At 64.0% G+C, this 15,509-nt stretch carries 12 protein-coding genes; 4 read left to right on the plus strand and 8 right to left on the minus strand.

Annotated elements, in window-relative coordinates; genetic code table 11:
- Window positions 1-84 precede the first annotated feature (84 nt).
- Window positions 85-2,565 (plus strand): TonB-dependent receptor, encoded by a 2,481-nt coding sequence (locus tag POM99_RS11620; protein WP_277277946.1) that lies wholly within the window; start codon window positions 85-87, stop codon window positions 2,563-2,565.
- Window positions 2,566-2,803: 238 nt separating this feature from the next.
- Window positions 2,804-4,351: a hypothetical protein gene (locus POM99_RS11625; protein WP_277277948.1), complete on the plus strand. Its 1,548-nt coding sequence runs from the start codon at window positions 2,804-2,806 to the stop codon at window positions 4,349-4,351.
- Between the two features lie 2 nt (window positions 4,352-4,353).
- Here POM99_RS11625 and POM99_RS11630 read toward each other — a convergent pair whose 3' ends face one another.
- From POM99_RS11630 to POM99_RS11640, 3 genes are all read right to left on the minus strand, one after another.
- Window positions 4,354-5,187 carry a TIGR00266 family protein gene (locus tag POM99_RS11630; protein ID WP_277277950.1) on the minus strand — a complete coding sequence of 278 codons (834 nt, stop codon included), beginning with the start codon at window positions 5,185-5,187 and terminating at the stop codon, window positions 4,354-4,356.
- An 80-nt stretch (window positions 5,188-5,267) separates the two neighbouring features.
- Window positions 5,268-7,295 carry a putative bifunctional diguanylate cyclase/phosphodiesterase gene (locus POM99_RS11635; RefSeq protein WP_277277952.1) on the minus strand — a complete coding sequence of 676 codons (2,028 nt, stop codon included), beginning with the start codon at window positions 7,293-7,295 and terminating at the stop codon, window positions 5,268-5,270.
- A 4-nt stretch (window positions 7,296-7,299) separates the two neighbouring features.
- Window positions 7,300-7,839: a heme NO-binding domain-containing protein gene (locus tag POM99_RS11640; RefSeq protein WP_277277954.1), complete on the minus strand. Its 540-nt coding sequence runs from the start codon at window positions 7,837-7,839 to the stop codon at window positions 7,300-7,302.
- Window positions 7,840-7,986: 147 nt separating this feature from the next.
- Between POM99_RS11640 and POM99_RS11645 the strand changes: the two genes are divergently transcribed.
- On the plus strand, window positions 7,987-9,243 hold the full coding sequence (locus tag POM99_RS11645; RefSeq protein WP_277277957.1) for a YceI family protein: 1,257 nt from the start codon (window positions 7,987-7,989) through the stop codon (window positions 9,241-9,243).
- On the opposite strand, the gene POM99_RS11650 is transcribed toward POM99_RS11645, so the two are convergent.
- The 5 genes from POM99_RS11650 to POM99_RS11670 all read right to left on the minus strand — a co-directional run bounded on the left by POM99_RS11650 (window position 9,234) and on the right by POM99_RS11670 (window position 14,661).
- A complete protein-coding gene (locus POM99_RS11650) occupies window positions 9,234-9,956 on the minus strand; it encodes a TetR/AcrR family transcriptional regulator (protein WP_277277959.1) in 723 nt (240 codons plus the stop codon). The two genes, POM99_RS11645 and POM99_RS11650, sit on opposite strands and share 10 nt — an antisense overlap.
- 238 nt (window positions 9,957-10,194) lie before the next feature.
- Window positions 10,195-11,640 carry an efflux transporter outer membrane subunit gene (locus POM99_RS11655; RefSeq protein WP_277277961.1) on the minus strand — a complete coding sequence of 482 codons (1,446 nt, stop codon included), beginning with the start codon at window positions 11,638-11,640 and terminating at the stop codon, window positions 10,195-10,197.
- On the minus strand, window positions 11,640-13,226 hold the full coding sequence (locus POM99_RS11660) for an MDR family MFS transporter (RefSeq protein ID WP_277277963.1): 1,587 nt from the start codon (window positions 13,224-13,226) through the stop codon (window positions 11,640-11,642). Before POM99_RS11660 ends, POM99_RS11655 begins: the two co-directional genes overlap by 1 nt.
- Window positions 13,223-14,374: an HlyD family secretion protein gene (locus tag POM99_RS11665; RefSeq protein ID WP_277277965.1), complete on the minus strand. Its 1,152-nt coding sequence runs from the start codon at window positions 14,372-14,374 to the stop codon at window positions 13,223-13,225. The genes POM99_RS11660 and POM99_RS11665 overlap by 4 nt, the downstream gene beginning before the upstream one ends.
- A gap of 86 nt (window positions 14,375-14,460) precedes the next feature.
- Entirely contained in the window at window positions 14,461-14,661 is a 201-nt protein-coding gene (locus POM99_RS11670; RefSeq protein ID WP_277277967.1) for a hypothetical protein, read from the minus strand.
- Window positions 14,662-14,763: 102 nt separating this feature from the next.
- On the opposite strand from POM99_RS11670, the gene ahpC reads away from it, so the two are divergent.
- Window positions 14,764-15,327 carry an alkyl hydroperoxide reductase subunit C gene (gene ahpC / locus POM99_RS11675; RefSeq protein ID WP_277277968.1) on the plus strand — a complete coding sequence of 188 codons (564 nt, stop codon included), beginning with the start codon at window positions 14,764-14,766 and terminating at the stop codon, window positions 15,325-15,327.
- The last annotated feature ends 182 nt before the right edge of the window (window positions 15,328-15,509 follow it).

Raw genomic sequence — 15,509 nt, forward strand, 5'->3', positions numbered from 1 at the left:
ACGACATTTTTCAGACCATAAACACCGTTCACACTGCCAACCGGACCACTGGAGGCGTCGTGACTCAATCCATGAGGATCACCGATGACTTTCACCGTCCGCCTGCTTGGCGGCGCGGCGCCGCTGGCGCTGCTGGCCGCTGCCAATCCCGCTTTTGCCGCTGCCGACGTCACGCCGGCTGCCGCTGACCAGACCACTTCGGCCGGCACCGGCCAGAGTGACAACGACACCATCGTCGTCACCGCCCGCCGCCGCGCCGAAACCGCGCAGGACGTGCCGCTGGCGATCTCGGTCGTCGGTGGCGATCACATCGACAACACCGGCGCGTTCAACGTTGGCCGCCTGCAGCAGCTGACCCCGACGCTGCAGTTCACCAGCACCAACCCGCGCAACACCTCGGTCAACATCCGCGGCATCGGTGCGCCGATCGGCCTGACCAACGACGGCATCGAACAGGGCGTGGGCATCTATGTGGACGACGTCTACATGGCGCGCGTGGCAAGCAGCACGTTCGACTTCCTGGACGTGAAGCAGATCGAAGTGCTGCGCGGGCCGCAGGGCACGCTTTATGGCAAGAACACCACGGCGGGCGCGATCAACATCACCAGCCGCCAGCCGACCTTCGACTTCGAAGGGCGTGCCGAGGCGAGCGTGGGCAACCTGGGCTTCACCCAGTTCAAGGCCGCGGTTTCCGGCCCGCTGAGCGAGACGGTGGCGGTGCGCGTGGCGGGATCGCTGACCAATCGCAACGGCACCCTGCTGAACGCCTTCAACGGCCACAAGGTGAACGAGCAGGACAACCTGGGCCTGCGCGCGCAGGTGCTGTTCAAGCCGAGCAGCAGCGTGGAAGTGACGCTGGCCGGTGATTTCAGCCGCCAGAACCCGGAATGCTGCGCGCAGCTTTATGTCCGCACCGGCGCAACCCAGCGCCCGCTGGCCCGCCAGTATGACGCACTGGCCGCGGCGCAGGGCTATGTCGTGCCGAGCACCAACCCCTATGACCGCATCACCGACGTGGACGCGACGCTGCGCGCCAAGAACCAGATCGGCGGCGTTTCGCTGCGGGTGAAGGCGGAAACCGGGCTCGGCACCTTCACGTCGATCACCGCATGGCGCACCTGGGACTGGGACCCTTCGAACGACCGTGACTTCATCGGCCTGCCGATCACCACGAAGAGCAACAACCCTTCGAAGCAGGACCAGTACACCCAGGAATTCCGCCTTTCCGGCGAGAAGGGCAAGCTGGGCTATGTGCTGGGCGCGTTCGGTTTCTATCAGAAGATCCAGACCAACGGCATCCAGCAGCAGGGTTCGGCCGCCAGCAAGTGGCTGATCAACCCGACGAACCCGCTGTCGAACGTTCCTGCGGTGCTGGACGGCCTGACCGCGAACAACGATATCCGCTTCACCAACACCAGCGCCGCTCTGTTCGGCAAGTTGACGTGGAAGGTGGCCGATGGGTTCTCGATCCAGCCCGGTTTCCGCCTGAACTACGACAAGAAGAACGGCGACTACAACTCGGTGGTCACCGACGGTCAGGGCAACCTGGTGGTGTTCGAGGTCGATTCCACGGGCAAGAGCCTGAACAGCAACGAGGAGAAGGCGCAGCTCGCCGTGCTGGCCCCGCAGGCGTTCATCGCCAAGTTCAGCGACTGGAACTTCTCGTACGACGTGACCGCATCGTACGACGTGACGCCCGACATCCACCTCTATGCAACCTATGCCAAGAGCTTCAAGACCGGCGGCATCAACCTGAACGGCGTGCCGGCGGATACCGCGGGCGTGCCGCTGCTGGCCCTCGCCACCGTGAAGCCGGAATCGGTCAATCACTATGAAGCGGGCATCAAGACCCAGTTCCTTGACCGGAAGGCCACGTTCAACGTGGCGATCTTCCGCACCGAGATCGGCAACTATCAGGCGCAGGTTTCCAACTACACCGTGGGTGCGCTGCGTGGCTACCTGGCCAATGCCGACAAGGCGCGCACGCAGGGCGTGGAAGTGGACTGGTCCTATCGCCCGAGCGAGCGCTTCAACGTCTATGGCAACGGCGCCTTCACCGATGCGACCTATCGCAAGTTCACCAACGCACCGTGCCCGCCCGAGCTTTCCGGCGGCAGCCAGCCGGTGGACGCCAACGGCAACCTGACCGCGACGCCGAGCGCGCCAGGCACGCCGGGCGTCAGCCCGCTTTCGTGCGACATTTCGGGCCAGCGCCTGCCCGGCGTTTCACGCTGGTCGGCCTCGTTCGGGGCCGAGGCGAACCTGCCGGTGAACCTGCTGGGCAAGGACGGGCAGGTCTACCTGGGCTTTGACGGCAACTACCGCTCGTCGTGGTCGTCCAACCCGTCGCCTTCGGCCTACACCTGGGTGAAGGGCTATGCGCTGAGCAACTTCCGCCTTGGCGTGCGCAGCGATGCCGGGTTCGACATCTTTGGCTGGGTGCGCAACGCCTTTGACGTGAACTATATTGACCAGCTTTCGGTCGCATCGGGCAACACCGGCCTGATCGTGGGCAACGTGGGCGACCCGCGCACCTGGGGCGCCACGGTGAAGCTGACGTTCTGATCCGGATGCCGGCCAGCGGGTTTCATACGCGCTGGTCGGCACCAACCACCGGATTGGAGACGTTTTTGCATGAAGGCCCTTGGACCCGCCAACGCCACTGATATGGTGATGGCTGGGGACGACAGGGGCCTTCATGTTGCTTTCAAGATTCTGGTTGGCCCTTTGCGCATTGGTGCTTGTGCTCGGGGTGCCGGTTCCCGCACGGGCTGCCTGGCTTCAGGCATCGAGTGCGCACTTCGTGGTCTATACCAACGACAACGAAAAGAATGTGCGTGCTTTCTCGGAACAGCTTGAGCGTTACCACACGGCGATCGCGCTGCTTACATCGAGCGAGACGAACGTTCCCAGCCCATCGAACCGGCTGACTGTTTACGTTGTCCGAAACGAGAATGAGGTCCGCAAGCTATATGGTGAGGATAATCCTTTCCTGGGAGGGTTCTACTTGCCGCGAGCAGGGGGCTCGATCGCCATTGTATCGCGTGTGAAGGCAGCAGGACGCGACCTGGACTGGTCGATGATCGCACTTTTGCACGAATATGCGCACCATTTCATCATATCATCGAGCGCCTATGGAATGCCGCGCTGGTATTCCGAGGGTGGTGCCGAGTTCTTCGCCTCAAGCCGGTTCAATGCCGATGGCTCGGTCGAACTGGGGCGCCCGGCCGCGCATCGAGGCAATGAGTTGTTTCTGGCGAGAGACGTCACGGCGGAAGAACTGCTTGACCCGGCAGCGTACGAGAAGCGCCGGACGCGGGGCTATGACGCCTTTTATGGCAAGTCGTGGCTGCTCTTTCACTACCTGACCTTCAGCAAACCCCGCGCCGGGCAGCTGACGAATTATCTCCATCTGATCGCCAAGGGCAAATCGCAGCGCGAAGCGGCACTGGAAGCCTTTGGCGATTTCAAGATCCTGGACAGGGAGCTTGATACCTACCTGCTCAAGAACCGTTGGAACTTCCTGACATTGGCGGGATCGGCGATCCGCATAGGCGCCATAGACATTCGCGCGGTAAGTGCGGGGCAGGCTGAGATGATGCCTGTTCAGATCCGGTCACGCCGTGGCGTGACAACGGAGCAAGCCAGGAAGCTGCTGGTTGATGCCCGCGAGATTGCGGCCCGTTTTCCCCGCGATCCGGCCGCGCTGACGGCGCTGGCCGAGGCAGAGCACGATGCAGGTAACGACAAGGAGGCCGTTGCCGCGGCGGATGCGGCGATCGCGCTCGATCCGATGCAGGCCAACGCCTATGTCCAGAAGGGGCTATCCCTGTTCAGGCTGGCCGAAGACGCACCGGATCGGGATTCGGCCTTCAACAATGCGGTAAAGCCTTTTGTCGCACTCAACCGGATCGAGAATGACCATCCGCTGCCGCTGTTCTATTTCTATCAAAGCTTCAGCAAGCGGGGGCGGACCCCGACCGACCTTGCATACCAGGGCCTTGTCCGTGCGCTGGAATTGGCGCCCTTCGATACGTCGCTTCGCATGACGCTGGCGATGGAGCAGATGCGGCGTCATCTGATGCCCCAGGCGCGAGAGACCCTGTTGCCAGTAGCGTTCTATCCCCATGGGGGCAAACTCGCCCTGGCGGCACAACGGTTGGTGGCGAAGATCGATGCCAGCCCCAAGTGGGACGGCACCGCTGCCGAACTGGTGATGAGTACCCCAGTTGGCGGAGACGAAGGCCAAACGGATGCGCCCGATCCTGCAGCGGCAGCGGGAGCACAGCCCGGGGGCGGGGGTGGCAAGCCCGCCGACAGTGACCTGCCGGCCGAGCCTGCGCAACCCTGAGCTCAATTGTTGCCGTCAATGAAATCGCCCAGCGCGCCGAGGACTGAACCTTCGCCGCGGTTCTGGCCGCCACCGCGCGCGGCTGCGGCCATGCGGCCGGCGAGGCGGGCGAAGGGCAGGGACTGGATCCATACCTTGCCGGGGCCGGTCAGGCGGGCGAAAAACAGGCCTTCGCCGCCGAACAGCACGCTCTTCACCCCGCCTGCGGTGACGAGGTCGAAGTCCACGGACGGGGTATAGGCGGCCAGGCAGCCGGTATCGACGTGGAGCTGTTCACCCGGCGCAAGCGTGCGTTCCACCAGCGTGCCGCCCATCTGCACGAAGACCCAGCCATCGCCATCCAGCTTCTGCATGATGAAGCCTTCGCCGCCGAACAGGCCGGTCATCACCTTGCGCTGGAAGGCGATGCCGATGGACACGCCGCGCGCGGCGGCGAGGAAGCTGTCTTTCTGGCAGATCAGCGTGCCGCCGATGTCGGACAGCTTGATCGGCAGGATCGAGCCGGGGGTGGGGGAGGCGAAGGCGACGCGGGCCTTGCCGCTGCCGCGATGGGTGAAGACGGTGGTGAACAGGCTCTCGCCGGTGACCAGCCGCTTGCCCGCGCCCAGCAGCTTGCCCATGAAGCCGCCGTCCTGTCCGCCCGAACCATCACCGAACACGGTGGTCATTTCGATGGTGGCGTCCTTCCACACGAAGGCGCCGGCTTCGGCCACGGCGCTTTCGCCCGGATCGAGTTCGATCTCGACGAACTGGAGCTCCTGCCCCTTGATCTCGAAGTCTATGTCGTCGGCCACGCCGGCGCTGCGCGCGTGGTGCCAGGGGCTGTTCGGTGCCATCGGAGGTCCTCCCGTGAAGTGGTTGCGGGAGGCAATGTAGCGCCTTGAATGTTAAAGCACAGTGGCGGCTGGTCGATCGATCAGGCCGCTTCGTCGAAGGGGATCAGGGCGAAGGCGCTGGCTTCGTCGAGCGGGCGGCCAAGGTGGAAGCCCTGGCCATATTCGCAGCCCATCTCGATCAGCGCGTTGCCCTGTTCGGGAGTTTCGATGCCTTCGGCCACGACCGAAAGGTTGAGGTTGCCGGCAAGGTCCATGATCGCGCGGATGATCTTGCGGCTCTTGGGATCGTCCATCGAGGAGATGAACGAGCGGTCGATCTTCAGCGTGTCAAACGGCAGGTTCTGCAGGTAGCTGAGCGAGGAATAGCCGGTGCCGAAATCATCGAGGCTGGTGCGCACGCCCCAGGCGCGGATTTCCTCGAGCACCTGGCGGGTGCGTTCGCTGTCGATGATCGCCACGCCTTCGGTCACTTCCAGCCGCAGGCATTCGGGCGGCACGCCGGTTTCGATCAGCACGCGCTGCACGTGGGCGGCGAAGTTGGGCTGCAGGAACTGCTGCGGGGCGATGTTGATCGATACGAAGGGCAGGTCTTCGCGGCTGTAGCGGTTGGCCAGCCGTTCATGCAGGCGGGCCATGGCGGTGCAGCCCTGGCGCAGCACCCAATCGCCGATGAAGACGATCAGGCCGCTTTCCTCCGCCGCAGGGATGAACGTGCCGGGATCGATCATGCCGCGGGTGGGGTGGTTCCAGCGGATCAGCGCCTCGAACCCGCGCAGCCTTTGCGATTTGTCGAGCGAGAAGATCGGCTGGTAATGCAGCACGAACTGGCGATCGCGGATGGCGTCGCGCAGTTCGCGTTCAAGGGCCATGCGGTTGCGCGCCTCGCAGCCCAGGGCCTCGCTGAACACGATCACGCCGCCGTGGCCGCTGGACTTGGCCTCATACATGGCAAGATCGGCATCGCGCCGGATCTGTTCCACATCGACATAGTCAGATCCGCTGTGGGCAATGCCGATGGAGGCGCCGACGCTGACCTGTTCGTTCTCGATGCGGATGGTCGGCTTCAGGGCGGCGATCATGCGATGGGCTAGGTCGGTGACGATCGTCTGATCGGGCAGCGCATCGAGCACGACGACGAACTCGTCGCCGCCGACGCGCGCAAGAGTGGCATGCCACGGAGCGAACGTGATCGGCCCGTCGCCTTCGGTTTCGCCGCGCTGGAAGGTCGTGATCGTCGATTTGAAACGACTTGCCACTTCGACCAGCACCATGTCTCCGGCGTGGTGACCATGCTTGTCATTGATGCCTTTGAAGCCATCGAGATCGATGACCATGACAGCCAGGCCTTCACGCCCCATCGGCAAGCGTTCGAAGGCAAGGCGCGAACGTTCATCCAGCAGCACGCGGTTGGGCAGCCCGGTCATGGCATCGTGCAACGCGTCGTGAAGCAGGGCGGCGCTGGCGCGTTCACGCTCCACCACACGGGCCAGCTGCGTCACCGCCTGGGTGATGGTGAGCAGGATGGCGTCCTTGTCCACCATCGGCTTGCGCGAGAAGAATTCGATGACGCCGACGAGCTCTTCGCCCAGCAGGATCGGGAAAGCACAGGCCGAAGCCATGTTGCAGGTTATGGCCTCGGCCCGATGGACGTAACACGTGTCGGTGCCGAAATCATCGATCCAGTGCGGGTGGGCATCGCGCAGAACGCGACCGGGCAGGCCGTTGCCGCGATTGAAGGTGGCATGTCGTGACCGCTCGATCAGGGCGAACAACTGGTCACTGTCGATGGCGTACCACGTGTCGCACGCAATGGCGGCGTCAAGTTCGCGGTCTATGCGATAGGCATTGCCGAAATCCCAGTCCATGTGGCCGCAGATTTCCTTGAGCGCGGCATCGACCACTTCGGCGAAGTTGTTGGAACGGTTGGCGTGGTCGGTGATCCGCTGCAGCAGCGCAAGGCGGACCTGGCTGTCATAAAGTTCGCGCAGGCCGCGCTCGGCGATGGCTTCGGCCTGCTCGCGCGCCTTGCGCTCGCGCTCCAGCATACGCTCCAGATCCTCGATCCGTTGCAGGTCTTCCGCGGGCAAGGGGATCGGATCGTATTTCACCGGGTCAGTTCATCCACTGCAGGGCGATGCGGCATGTCGGCAATCCGTCGAGCATGCAGGACAGGTGGTCGATCTCGATCGTTTCACCATAGTGGTCCGCCGCGCCGGCAATGAAGCCATGGGCCAGGTGGCACAGCTTGCGCGGCGAGCGATAGGCAACGCACAGGCGGCCATCGTCGAGATCGTGGAAATGAAAGCGCGGGCAGGCCGAGCCGGCATAGAGCTTGCGCACTTCAGGATGTATGATTTGATTAACGCCAAGGAGGAAATGGCGTGCGGAGGCATGGGGCGTGAAGAACGCCTCGTAGCGCTTTGCCAGCAGCGGAATGGCGCTTCGGCCGAACCACTGCAGTACCTGCTGCGGGGGCACGCCCAAGGCCACCGACGCGGCATCCACCAGCGCGATGATCTCCGCATCGGGGTAGCTGCCAAGCGAGGACCACGCGCCTTCAAGGCCGGTCATGCCCAACAGGCCCGTCCAGGCAGACAGGCCGTGTTCGCGGATCACCGCTTCTTCAAGGAGATTGAAGATCACGCCTTTCATGCCGCTGTCCGCCCGCCGCCTTTCAATGACCACTTTCCGGTCTTGCTGAATGCCAGCGAAGAATGCCCAAGGCATGAAACGTTGGACCGTGACCTTCCCCTATCGGTGCGGTAACCATGTTCCGGATTCGGGTTGGAGGAACACGACATGGGCGGCGATCCGGTGCGCAGGCGCTATTCTGGCTTGGCGATCGCACTGCACTGGGCCATCGCCCTGCTGCTGGCGTTCCAGATATCGCTGGGCTGGCGATTGGAGGACCTGCCGAAGGGACCGATCGGGTTCGCGGCCTTCCAATTCCACAAGTCGGTTGGCATCGCGATCCTGTTGCTGACCGTGGTGCGCGTTGGCGTGCGTCTGCTGGCGCGGCGACCGGCACCGGTCAAGGCTGCCCCGGCGCTGCGGCTGCTGGCGGGGCTGGTCCACATCGGGCTCTATGCAGTGATGCTGCTGGGGCCGATCACCGGCTGGATATTGGTGTCAACGGCCAAGGTCCGCATGCAGACGATGCTGTTCTCCACAGTGCCCTGGCCAAACCTGCCGGTAGGGCCCGCATGGCACGAACCGGCCGAACTGCTGCACGGCGCGCTGGCGTGGCTGGGGGTGGGGTTGTTCGTCCTCCATGTCGGCGGTGCGCTTCATCACCACATGCTGCGTGACGACGTGGTGGGGCGGATGATCCCGGCGCGGACCTGGAAGGGACTGACAGCAGGATTGCTGATCGGACTGGTCGGGATCGGCGGCGCGCTGGTGTGGGCCAAGGCCATGCATTTCGGCGCGGCACCGCTGGTGACACAACCGGCCGTGGCGGCATCGGAACAAGCGCCGGTAGAGCAGGCCAGCGAGCTGGCCGAGGCGGCGATCGCGCAGCCTTCCGCGGAAGCGTCGGAGCAACCGGGGGAAGAGGGCGCTGTGCCGTGGACGGTGGAGAAGGGGGGGAAGCTCGGCTTCAGCGTGGATTATTCGGGCAGCCCGGTGAACGGCAGCTTCGCCAAGTGGAACGCAGCCATCCGCTTCAGCCCGGATGACCTGCCGAATTCGTCGATCAAGGCCACCATAGACCTGGCATCGGTGGGCACCGGCGATAGCGAGCGTGACGACATGCTGCGCGGGGATAGCTTTTTTGCCGTTGCGGCGCATCCGAAAGCGACCTTCACGGCCAATGGCTTCAAGCCTGCCGGCCCAGGGCGCTACACCGCTTCCGGTACACTGTCGCTCAATGGCAAGGCGCGGCCGGTCAGGCTGGATTTCACTCTGGCGCTTTCAGGCGACACGGCCAGGGCCAAGGGCACTGCCAGCCTGAAGCGGACCGCGTTTGATGTGGGCACGGGAGAATTCGCCTCCACCGACGCGCTGGCTGATGCCGTTTCGGTGAACTTTGCGTTCAGCGCGCGCCGTCAGCCCTGAGAGTTGGGCAGCGCGGCGATGCCCGTGAAAAAGAAGCGGACATAATTGCGCGCCCATTCCTGGTGGCATTCCTCCGACACGGGTCCTTGGCTGTCCATGACACGGGCATGGCCAAGCAACCCTTCCAGCCAGAAACGGGCGGCACTGCAAACATCCGGAATCGAAGCCTCTCCGCCGGCGTCGGCCTCGGCAAAGGTGCGCGCGATGGATTCGATCGCATCACGCCAGATTTCGGCGCGCACGCCGGACTCTGGCAGCCCGCCTTTTTCCTGATCCAGCCAATCGACCAGCCGCTCGGCCAGTTTGCCATCGGGAGAAGTCAGCATCTCCACGATCTTCGCGCCGCGCACGCATTGTGCCTCAAGGAAGGGAAGCCCTACGCCCAGCGCAAGGATGAATTCCCTTCGCATTTCATTGCGCCGATGCAGCAGCGCATGCATCAGATCGTACTTGTTGGAAAACCGCGAATAGATTGTCGCCTTGCCGATCCGGGCATGTTTCGCAACGCGGTCGAAGGTGAAGCTTTCAAAGCCTTCGGCCAGAAGGACTTCCCAACTGGCATCCAGAATTCTGCCGGACAGTTGACCGGCTTCGGCTACCGATGGCCGGCCTCGCCTGGCAACCGGGGCCTGTTCGCAGGCCGTTTCACCCTGGAGCCAGATCGCCTTGTCGCTCTCAGTGTCGGACGGGGGTGCTTTGCTTGATGGCGGCACGGACATTATCCTGCCGCTGGTCGATGGCAGCCGGTGTCTCCGCAGAGCAGCGGTGCATCGGACAAGACATCGCCAAGCCTTCTGTGTAGGCCTGAATGAATTTCCGTCCTAACGTCGAAATCCAGTCCATCCGTCCCAAACTCCAGCCTGAAAGGCCATGGGCTTACTGCCCTTATGGGAAAGGAGACTGCCGGAAAAATTTTCCCGGTCAAGACGGTATAAACGGAACGAAACTGGCTCATTTCTGCGGTTCTCCAGCCTGCCAGCCCAGGCCCAGCGCCTTTTCGACAGCCACGAAGCCGGTCGTCAGCGCGGCTCGCTGCGATGCAGCATTGAGAGCGGCGGAAAGGGCCTGACGTTCGGCGGCCAGCGCGTCCGCCGTGCTGATCGTGCCGCCATTTGCCCGCTGTGCCTGCAATTCCGCCACTTTGCGCGCCTGGGCTTCCCCTTCAAGGGCCTTGCCATAGCCTGTCCGCAGTGCGCCGAACCGGGTCAACGAACCTTCTGCGTCTTGCAGTGCACCAAGCACGGTCTTGCGATAGGCGGCATCTGCCTCGGCAAAGGCGCCGCGCGCCGAACTGACCTGCGCCTCGGTTCGACCGCCATCAAAAAGGCTCCATTTGATCTGCGGCACGGCAAGGCCGATGATCTTCGAAGGATCGAAAATGTCTCCGATCGACTGTCCACCAAGGCCGAGCAGGCCCAGGAAGCTGATTTTCGGGAATCGGTTGGCAATCTGAACACCGATATCGGCGTTCGCAGCCGCCAGTTGGCGTTCCGCCCGGCGAACATCGGGCCGGTTGCGCAGCATTGTTGCCGGATCGCCCAAGGCGACCTCTGCCGGCGGAAGCGGGATGGGAGATGGCCCCGCCAGCTGCGCATCGAGCGCGCCGGGCTCCTTGCCCACCAGCAATGCGATCTGGTCTTGCAGAACGGTGATGTCAGCCTGGGTCGAGGCGAGGTCCGCCTCGCTCTGCGCAAGTGTGGCGCGGGCCTGGGCAAGCGGCTGGGCCGGGGCGGTGCCTGCGCGCAGGCGCTCTTCCGCATAACCGACCAGCGCGCGATCGATGTCTGCCTGCCGCATCTGGATTGCCGCCGCGGCCTGCTTGGCACGCAGCGAGACATAGGCACGGGCGATCTCGGCGCTGAGGGTGACCTGCGCGTCGGCCAAGCCCGCCTCTGCGGCCTCGGCACGGGCGTTGGCGGCTTCGATCTTGCGGCGCGTGCCGCCGAACAGGTCGATCTCCCACGAGGAGTCGAACCCTAGGTTGTAGACCTGCACGGAATCGCGTCCGCCGCCCTGTCCGTCCGCGCTGAACAGGCCGCCCGGCACGTTGAAATAGGGGGCAGTGCCGGAAACGTTGAGGCTGGGCAAAAGCGCGGTGCGATTGGCGGCAAGCCCGGCTCGCGCCTGCGCAATGCGGGCGTTGGCAATGGCGATGTCGGGCGCATCGGCAAGGGCCATCGTGATCAACCGGTCGAGCTGCGGATCGTTCAGCACAGTCCACCATTGCGACGCCGGTACCGTGTTGCTGGCGCCGAGCGGCGCGCGCAGGAATGTGCTGCGTGCGGCTGCCGCGTCGGCGACGCCGGGCGCGCCCTTGTAGTTCGGGCCGACCGTGGTGCACGCGGCAAGAGCGGCGCTGGCCATGAGCAGCAGCGAGATGTTGCGGGTTTTCGGCATCAGTGCATCGCCATCTTGAAATTGCCCTTGGGAAGCGGCCGCAGCAGCAGCACGAGCGGCACGACCGCCAGGATGCAGACCATCAGCGCCACGAAATCATCGGTGAAAGCCATGACCAGCGCATCGCGGGTGATCGACAGGTCGATGTTGCGGATTGCGCCGGCCATGCCTTCGGGGCCAGCGCCCAGCGCGGCGGCCTGGCCGTTCACCCAGTCCTGAACGGCGGGATCGCTGGATTGCAGCGCGGAATGCAGTGTCCAGCGATGAAACTCCAGCCGGGTTTCCTGCAGCGTGGCGAGCAGGGCGAGAGAGATGGAGCCCCCCAGGTTGCGTGCCGCGTTGAACAGGCCGGCGGCATCGCCCGCCTCGCTCGGCTTGACGCTGGCGATCGCGGCCTGGTTCAGGAAAAGCATCGACAAGGCCTGTCCAAGGCCGCGCAGAAGCTGCGACACATAGAATTCGGAGCCGTCTGATGCGGCGGTCAGCGTGGTATCGAGCCAGCACGACATGGCCATGATCAGCATCCCCGCCATCACCATGAAGCGCAGGTCGAAGCGCGTGACGAGCAGGGGGAAAAGCGGCATCATCATGGCCGCGGGTATGCCTGACAGAAACACGACGAAGCCGGCCTGCAGCGAATTGTATCCGGCCACCGCGGCCAGGAATTGCGGGATTACGTAAGACGTGCCGTAAAGCACCGCGCCAACCAGCAGCCCGAGCACGAAAACGGCAGCGAAGGCGCGGTTGCGCAGCAGGGCAAGTTTCACCACCGGCCTGCGGGCGAAAAGCTGGCCCGCCGCGATCAGGCCGAAGCCGAGCACGGTTACGATTGTGAGCTGCCAGATAAGGCTCGATTCGAACCATTGCTCGCGGTTGCCCTCTTCGAGCACGATGGTGAGGCCGCCAAGGCCGAGCGCGAGGCCGGCGATGCCCATCCAGTCGGCCTCCACCAGTTCCTCCAGCTTCATCGGCTGGTGCTTCAGGCCGACGATGAGGAATACCATCAGCAGGATGCAGACCGGCACGTTGACGAAGAAGGCATAATGCCAGCTGAGGTTTTCCGTCAGCCAGCCGCCGATCAGCGGGCCCATCACCGGGCCGAGGATCAGGGTGGAGCCGAACAGCGCGGTGCCCAGCGGCTGCTGGTGTCGGGGCAGGCGGGTGGCGATGATGGTCATGCCCGTGGGGATCATCGCGCCCCCGGTGAAGCCTTGCCCCACGCGGCCGATGATCATCATCGTCAGGTTGGTGGAAAGCCCGCAGACGATGGAGAAGCCGGTGAACAGGATCGACGCCACCAGCAGGAAGCGGCGCAGGCCGAAGACGCGCTCGAGCCACGCCGTCAGCGGGATGACGATGATCTCCGCCACCAGATAAGACGTGGCGATCCACGTGCCTTCGGTGGACGACGCACCGATTTCGCCCTGGATCGTGGGCAGCGAGGAATTGACGATGGAGATGTCCAGCGTCGCCATAAGGGCGCCGATTGCGCCCGCCACAACGGCCAGCCATGCGGTGATATCCGCATTGCCCTGGCGCGAAGGCGCGGGAGCAGCCTCTGCAGGAAGGGTGGCGGTGGCGCTCATTTGGCGGGAACGGCCTTTTCCTGCTCGTCGCGGATAGCATCGATCGCCTGCTTCGCGCCCGAGGTGTCGACCGAGACCTTCAGCGACAGGCCGGGCACCAGCACCTTGCGCGATTCAGGGCCGGCGTTGATGCGGATACGCACCGGCACGCGCTGCACGATCTTGGTGAAGTTGCCGGTCGCGTTCTGCGGCGGAACCAGCGAGAAGTTGGCGCCGGTGCCGGGGGTGATGCTTTCCACCGTGCCGTGGAATTCCACGCCGGGCAGGGCATCGACTTCCACCGTCACGGGCTGGCCCGGCCGCATCAGGCCGATCTGCGTTTCCTTGAAATTTGCCTCCACATACATCGCCTGCGTGGGCACGAGCGTCATCAGCCGCTGGCCGGGCTGGACGAACTGGCCAAGGCGGACCGCGCTGGAGCCGACCCTGCCGGCGATCGGGGCGGTGAGGCGGGTGGTCGCCACGTCGTTCTGCGCGGCCTGCTGCTGGGCGCGGGCGGCCTCGATCTGGGCGGCGCTCTGGCCCACCTGGGCGCGGATGGAGCTGACCTTGCTGCGGGCCGCGGCAAGCTGCGCCTCGCTGGCGCGGACCTGCGCAGCGGCCTTGTCACGGTTGGACACCATCTGGTCCAGTGTCTGCTTCGGCTCCGCGCCGGTGGCGACGAGCGGGCGGTAGCGGGCCACTTCGCTGTTCAGGAACGCTAGATCGCGCTGTGCGGCGGTGAGTGCGGCCTGGGCCTGGCCGACGCCGGCCTCAGCCTCGCCGATACCGGCACGGGTCGCCGCCTCGGTCGCCTGCGCCACGTTCACCTGCGCAGCCGCCTGGGCAAGGCGCGTCCGGTAATCGGTGGGATCGATCTCCACCAGCAATTGCCCGGCCTGGACCGATTGGTTGTCAGCCGCGGCAACAGTTTTCACATAGCCGGCGAGCTTGGAACTGATCGCCACGCCGTCGGCCTTCACATAGGCGTCTTCCGTTTCCTGCACGAAGCGGCCGTGGTTGCGATAGCCGATGTAGCTGTACCCGCCATAGAGCGCGCCGGCGATCACCACGCCAAGCGCAATCCGGCCGATCATGCGGCGTTTGCGGGCCTTGGCCGGGTCATCGGTCGCTTCGACATCCTGCGCGGGTTCGATCTGGTCAGTCATGACAATCCTGATATCTGAACGAAAACGTTCAATTACGTCTGGAGAAATGAAACGAGTTCGTTCTTTTTGCAAGTGCGGAATGCGCATCACGCTTGCAGATTTTGCAAACGCCTTTCGGGCGTTTGCTCAAGCCGGAAGAATTCGCGGATTTGCTGGATTATCGGCGTGTTGGCGCTGAAATGCGGACGTAACACCAAACGTCCAAGCTGGTTCCCCGAGGCGCCGGACAGGTTGCAGTCGCAACATGCCCAAAGGGGAAGCCGATCCGCATTGATCGACTCTTTCAATCAAACTGGGCGGAATTGATCATTGGAAATTGCCGTCCCGGCAGCCTACCTCACCATCGATCCCGAGTTCACCAACACGCAACCACAAAGGAAGCCTGACCAATGTCTCTCGTCGGAACCAGCATCAAGCCGTTCAAGACCACCGCCTTCGTGCAGGGCAAGTTCGTCGACGTCAGCGAAGCGGACGTGGCCGGCAAGTGGGCCGTGTTCTTCTTCTACCCGGCGGACTTCACCTTCGTGTGCCCGACCGAGCTGGAAGACCTTGCCGCCAAGTATGACGAGCTGAAGGGCCTGGGCGTGGAAGTCTATGCCGTGTCGACCGACACGCATTTCAGCCACAAGGCCTGGCACGACAGCTCGCCCGCCATCGGCAAGATCAATTACTACATGCTGGGCGATCCTACCGGCACCATCACCCGCAACTTCGACGTGATGCGTGAAGGCCAGGGCCTGGCCGACCGCGGCACCTTCGTGGTCGATCCGGACGGCGTGATCCAGATCATGGAAACCACCTGCGAAGGCGTTGGCCGCAATGCCGAGGAACTGGTGCGCAAGATCAAGGCCGCCATCTACGTCCGCGAACACCCCGGCCAGGTCTGCCCGGCCAAGTGGGAATCGGGCGCCGAGACGCTGGCCCCGTCGATCGACCTCGTCGGCAAGATCTAAGGTCCATACGGGCCCCCGTGCCGGGAGCAATCCCGGCACGCCGGGCGGCGTTTCCTCATTTCCGCCGCCCGGCCCTCTTTTCCCAAGAATGTTTCCCCGGGGAAACATTTTTGCCGCACGCCAATTTGTCCTCTCTTCACGTCAGGCACACAGTGCCGTGGCGAATGCTCCCTCCTGCGTTG

The organism is Novosphingobium cyanobacteriorum, from assembly GCF_029436685.1.
Lineage (GTDB): Bacteria > Pseudomonadota > Alphaproteobacteria > Sphingomonadales > Sphingomonadaceae > Novosphingobium > Novosphingobium cyanobacteriorum.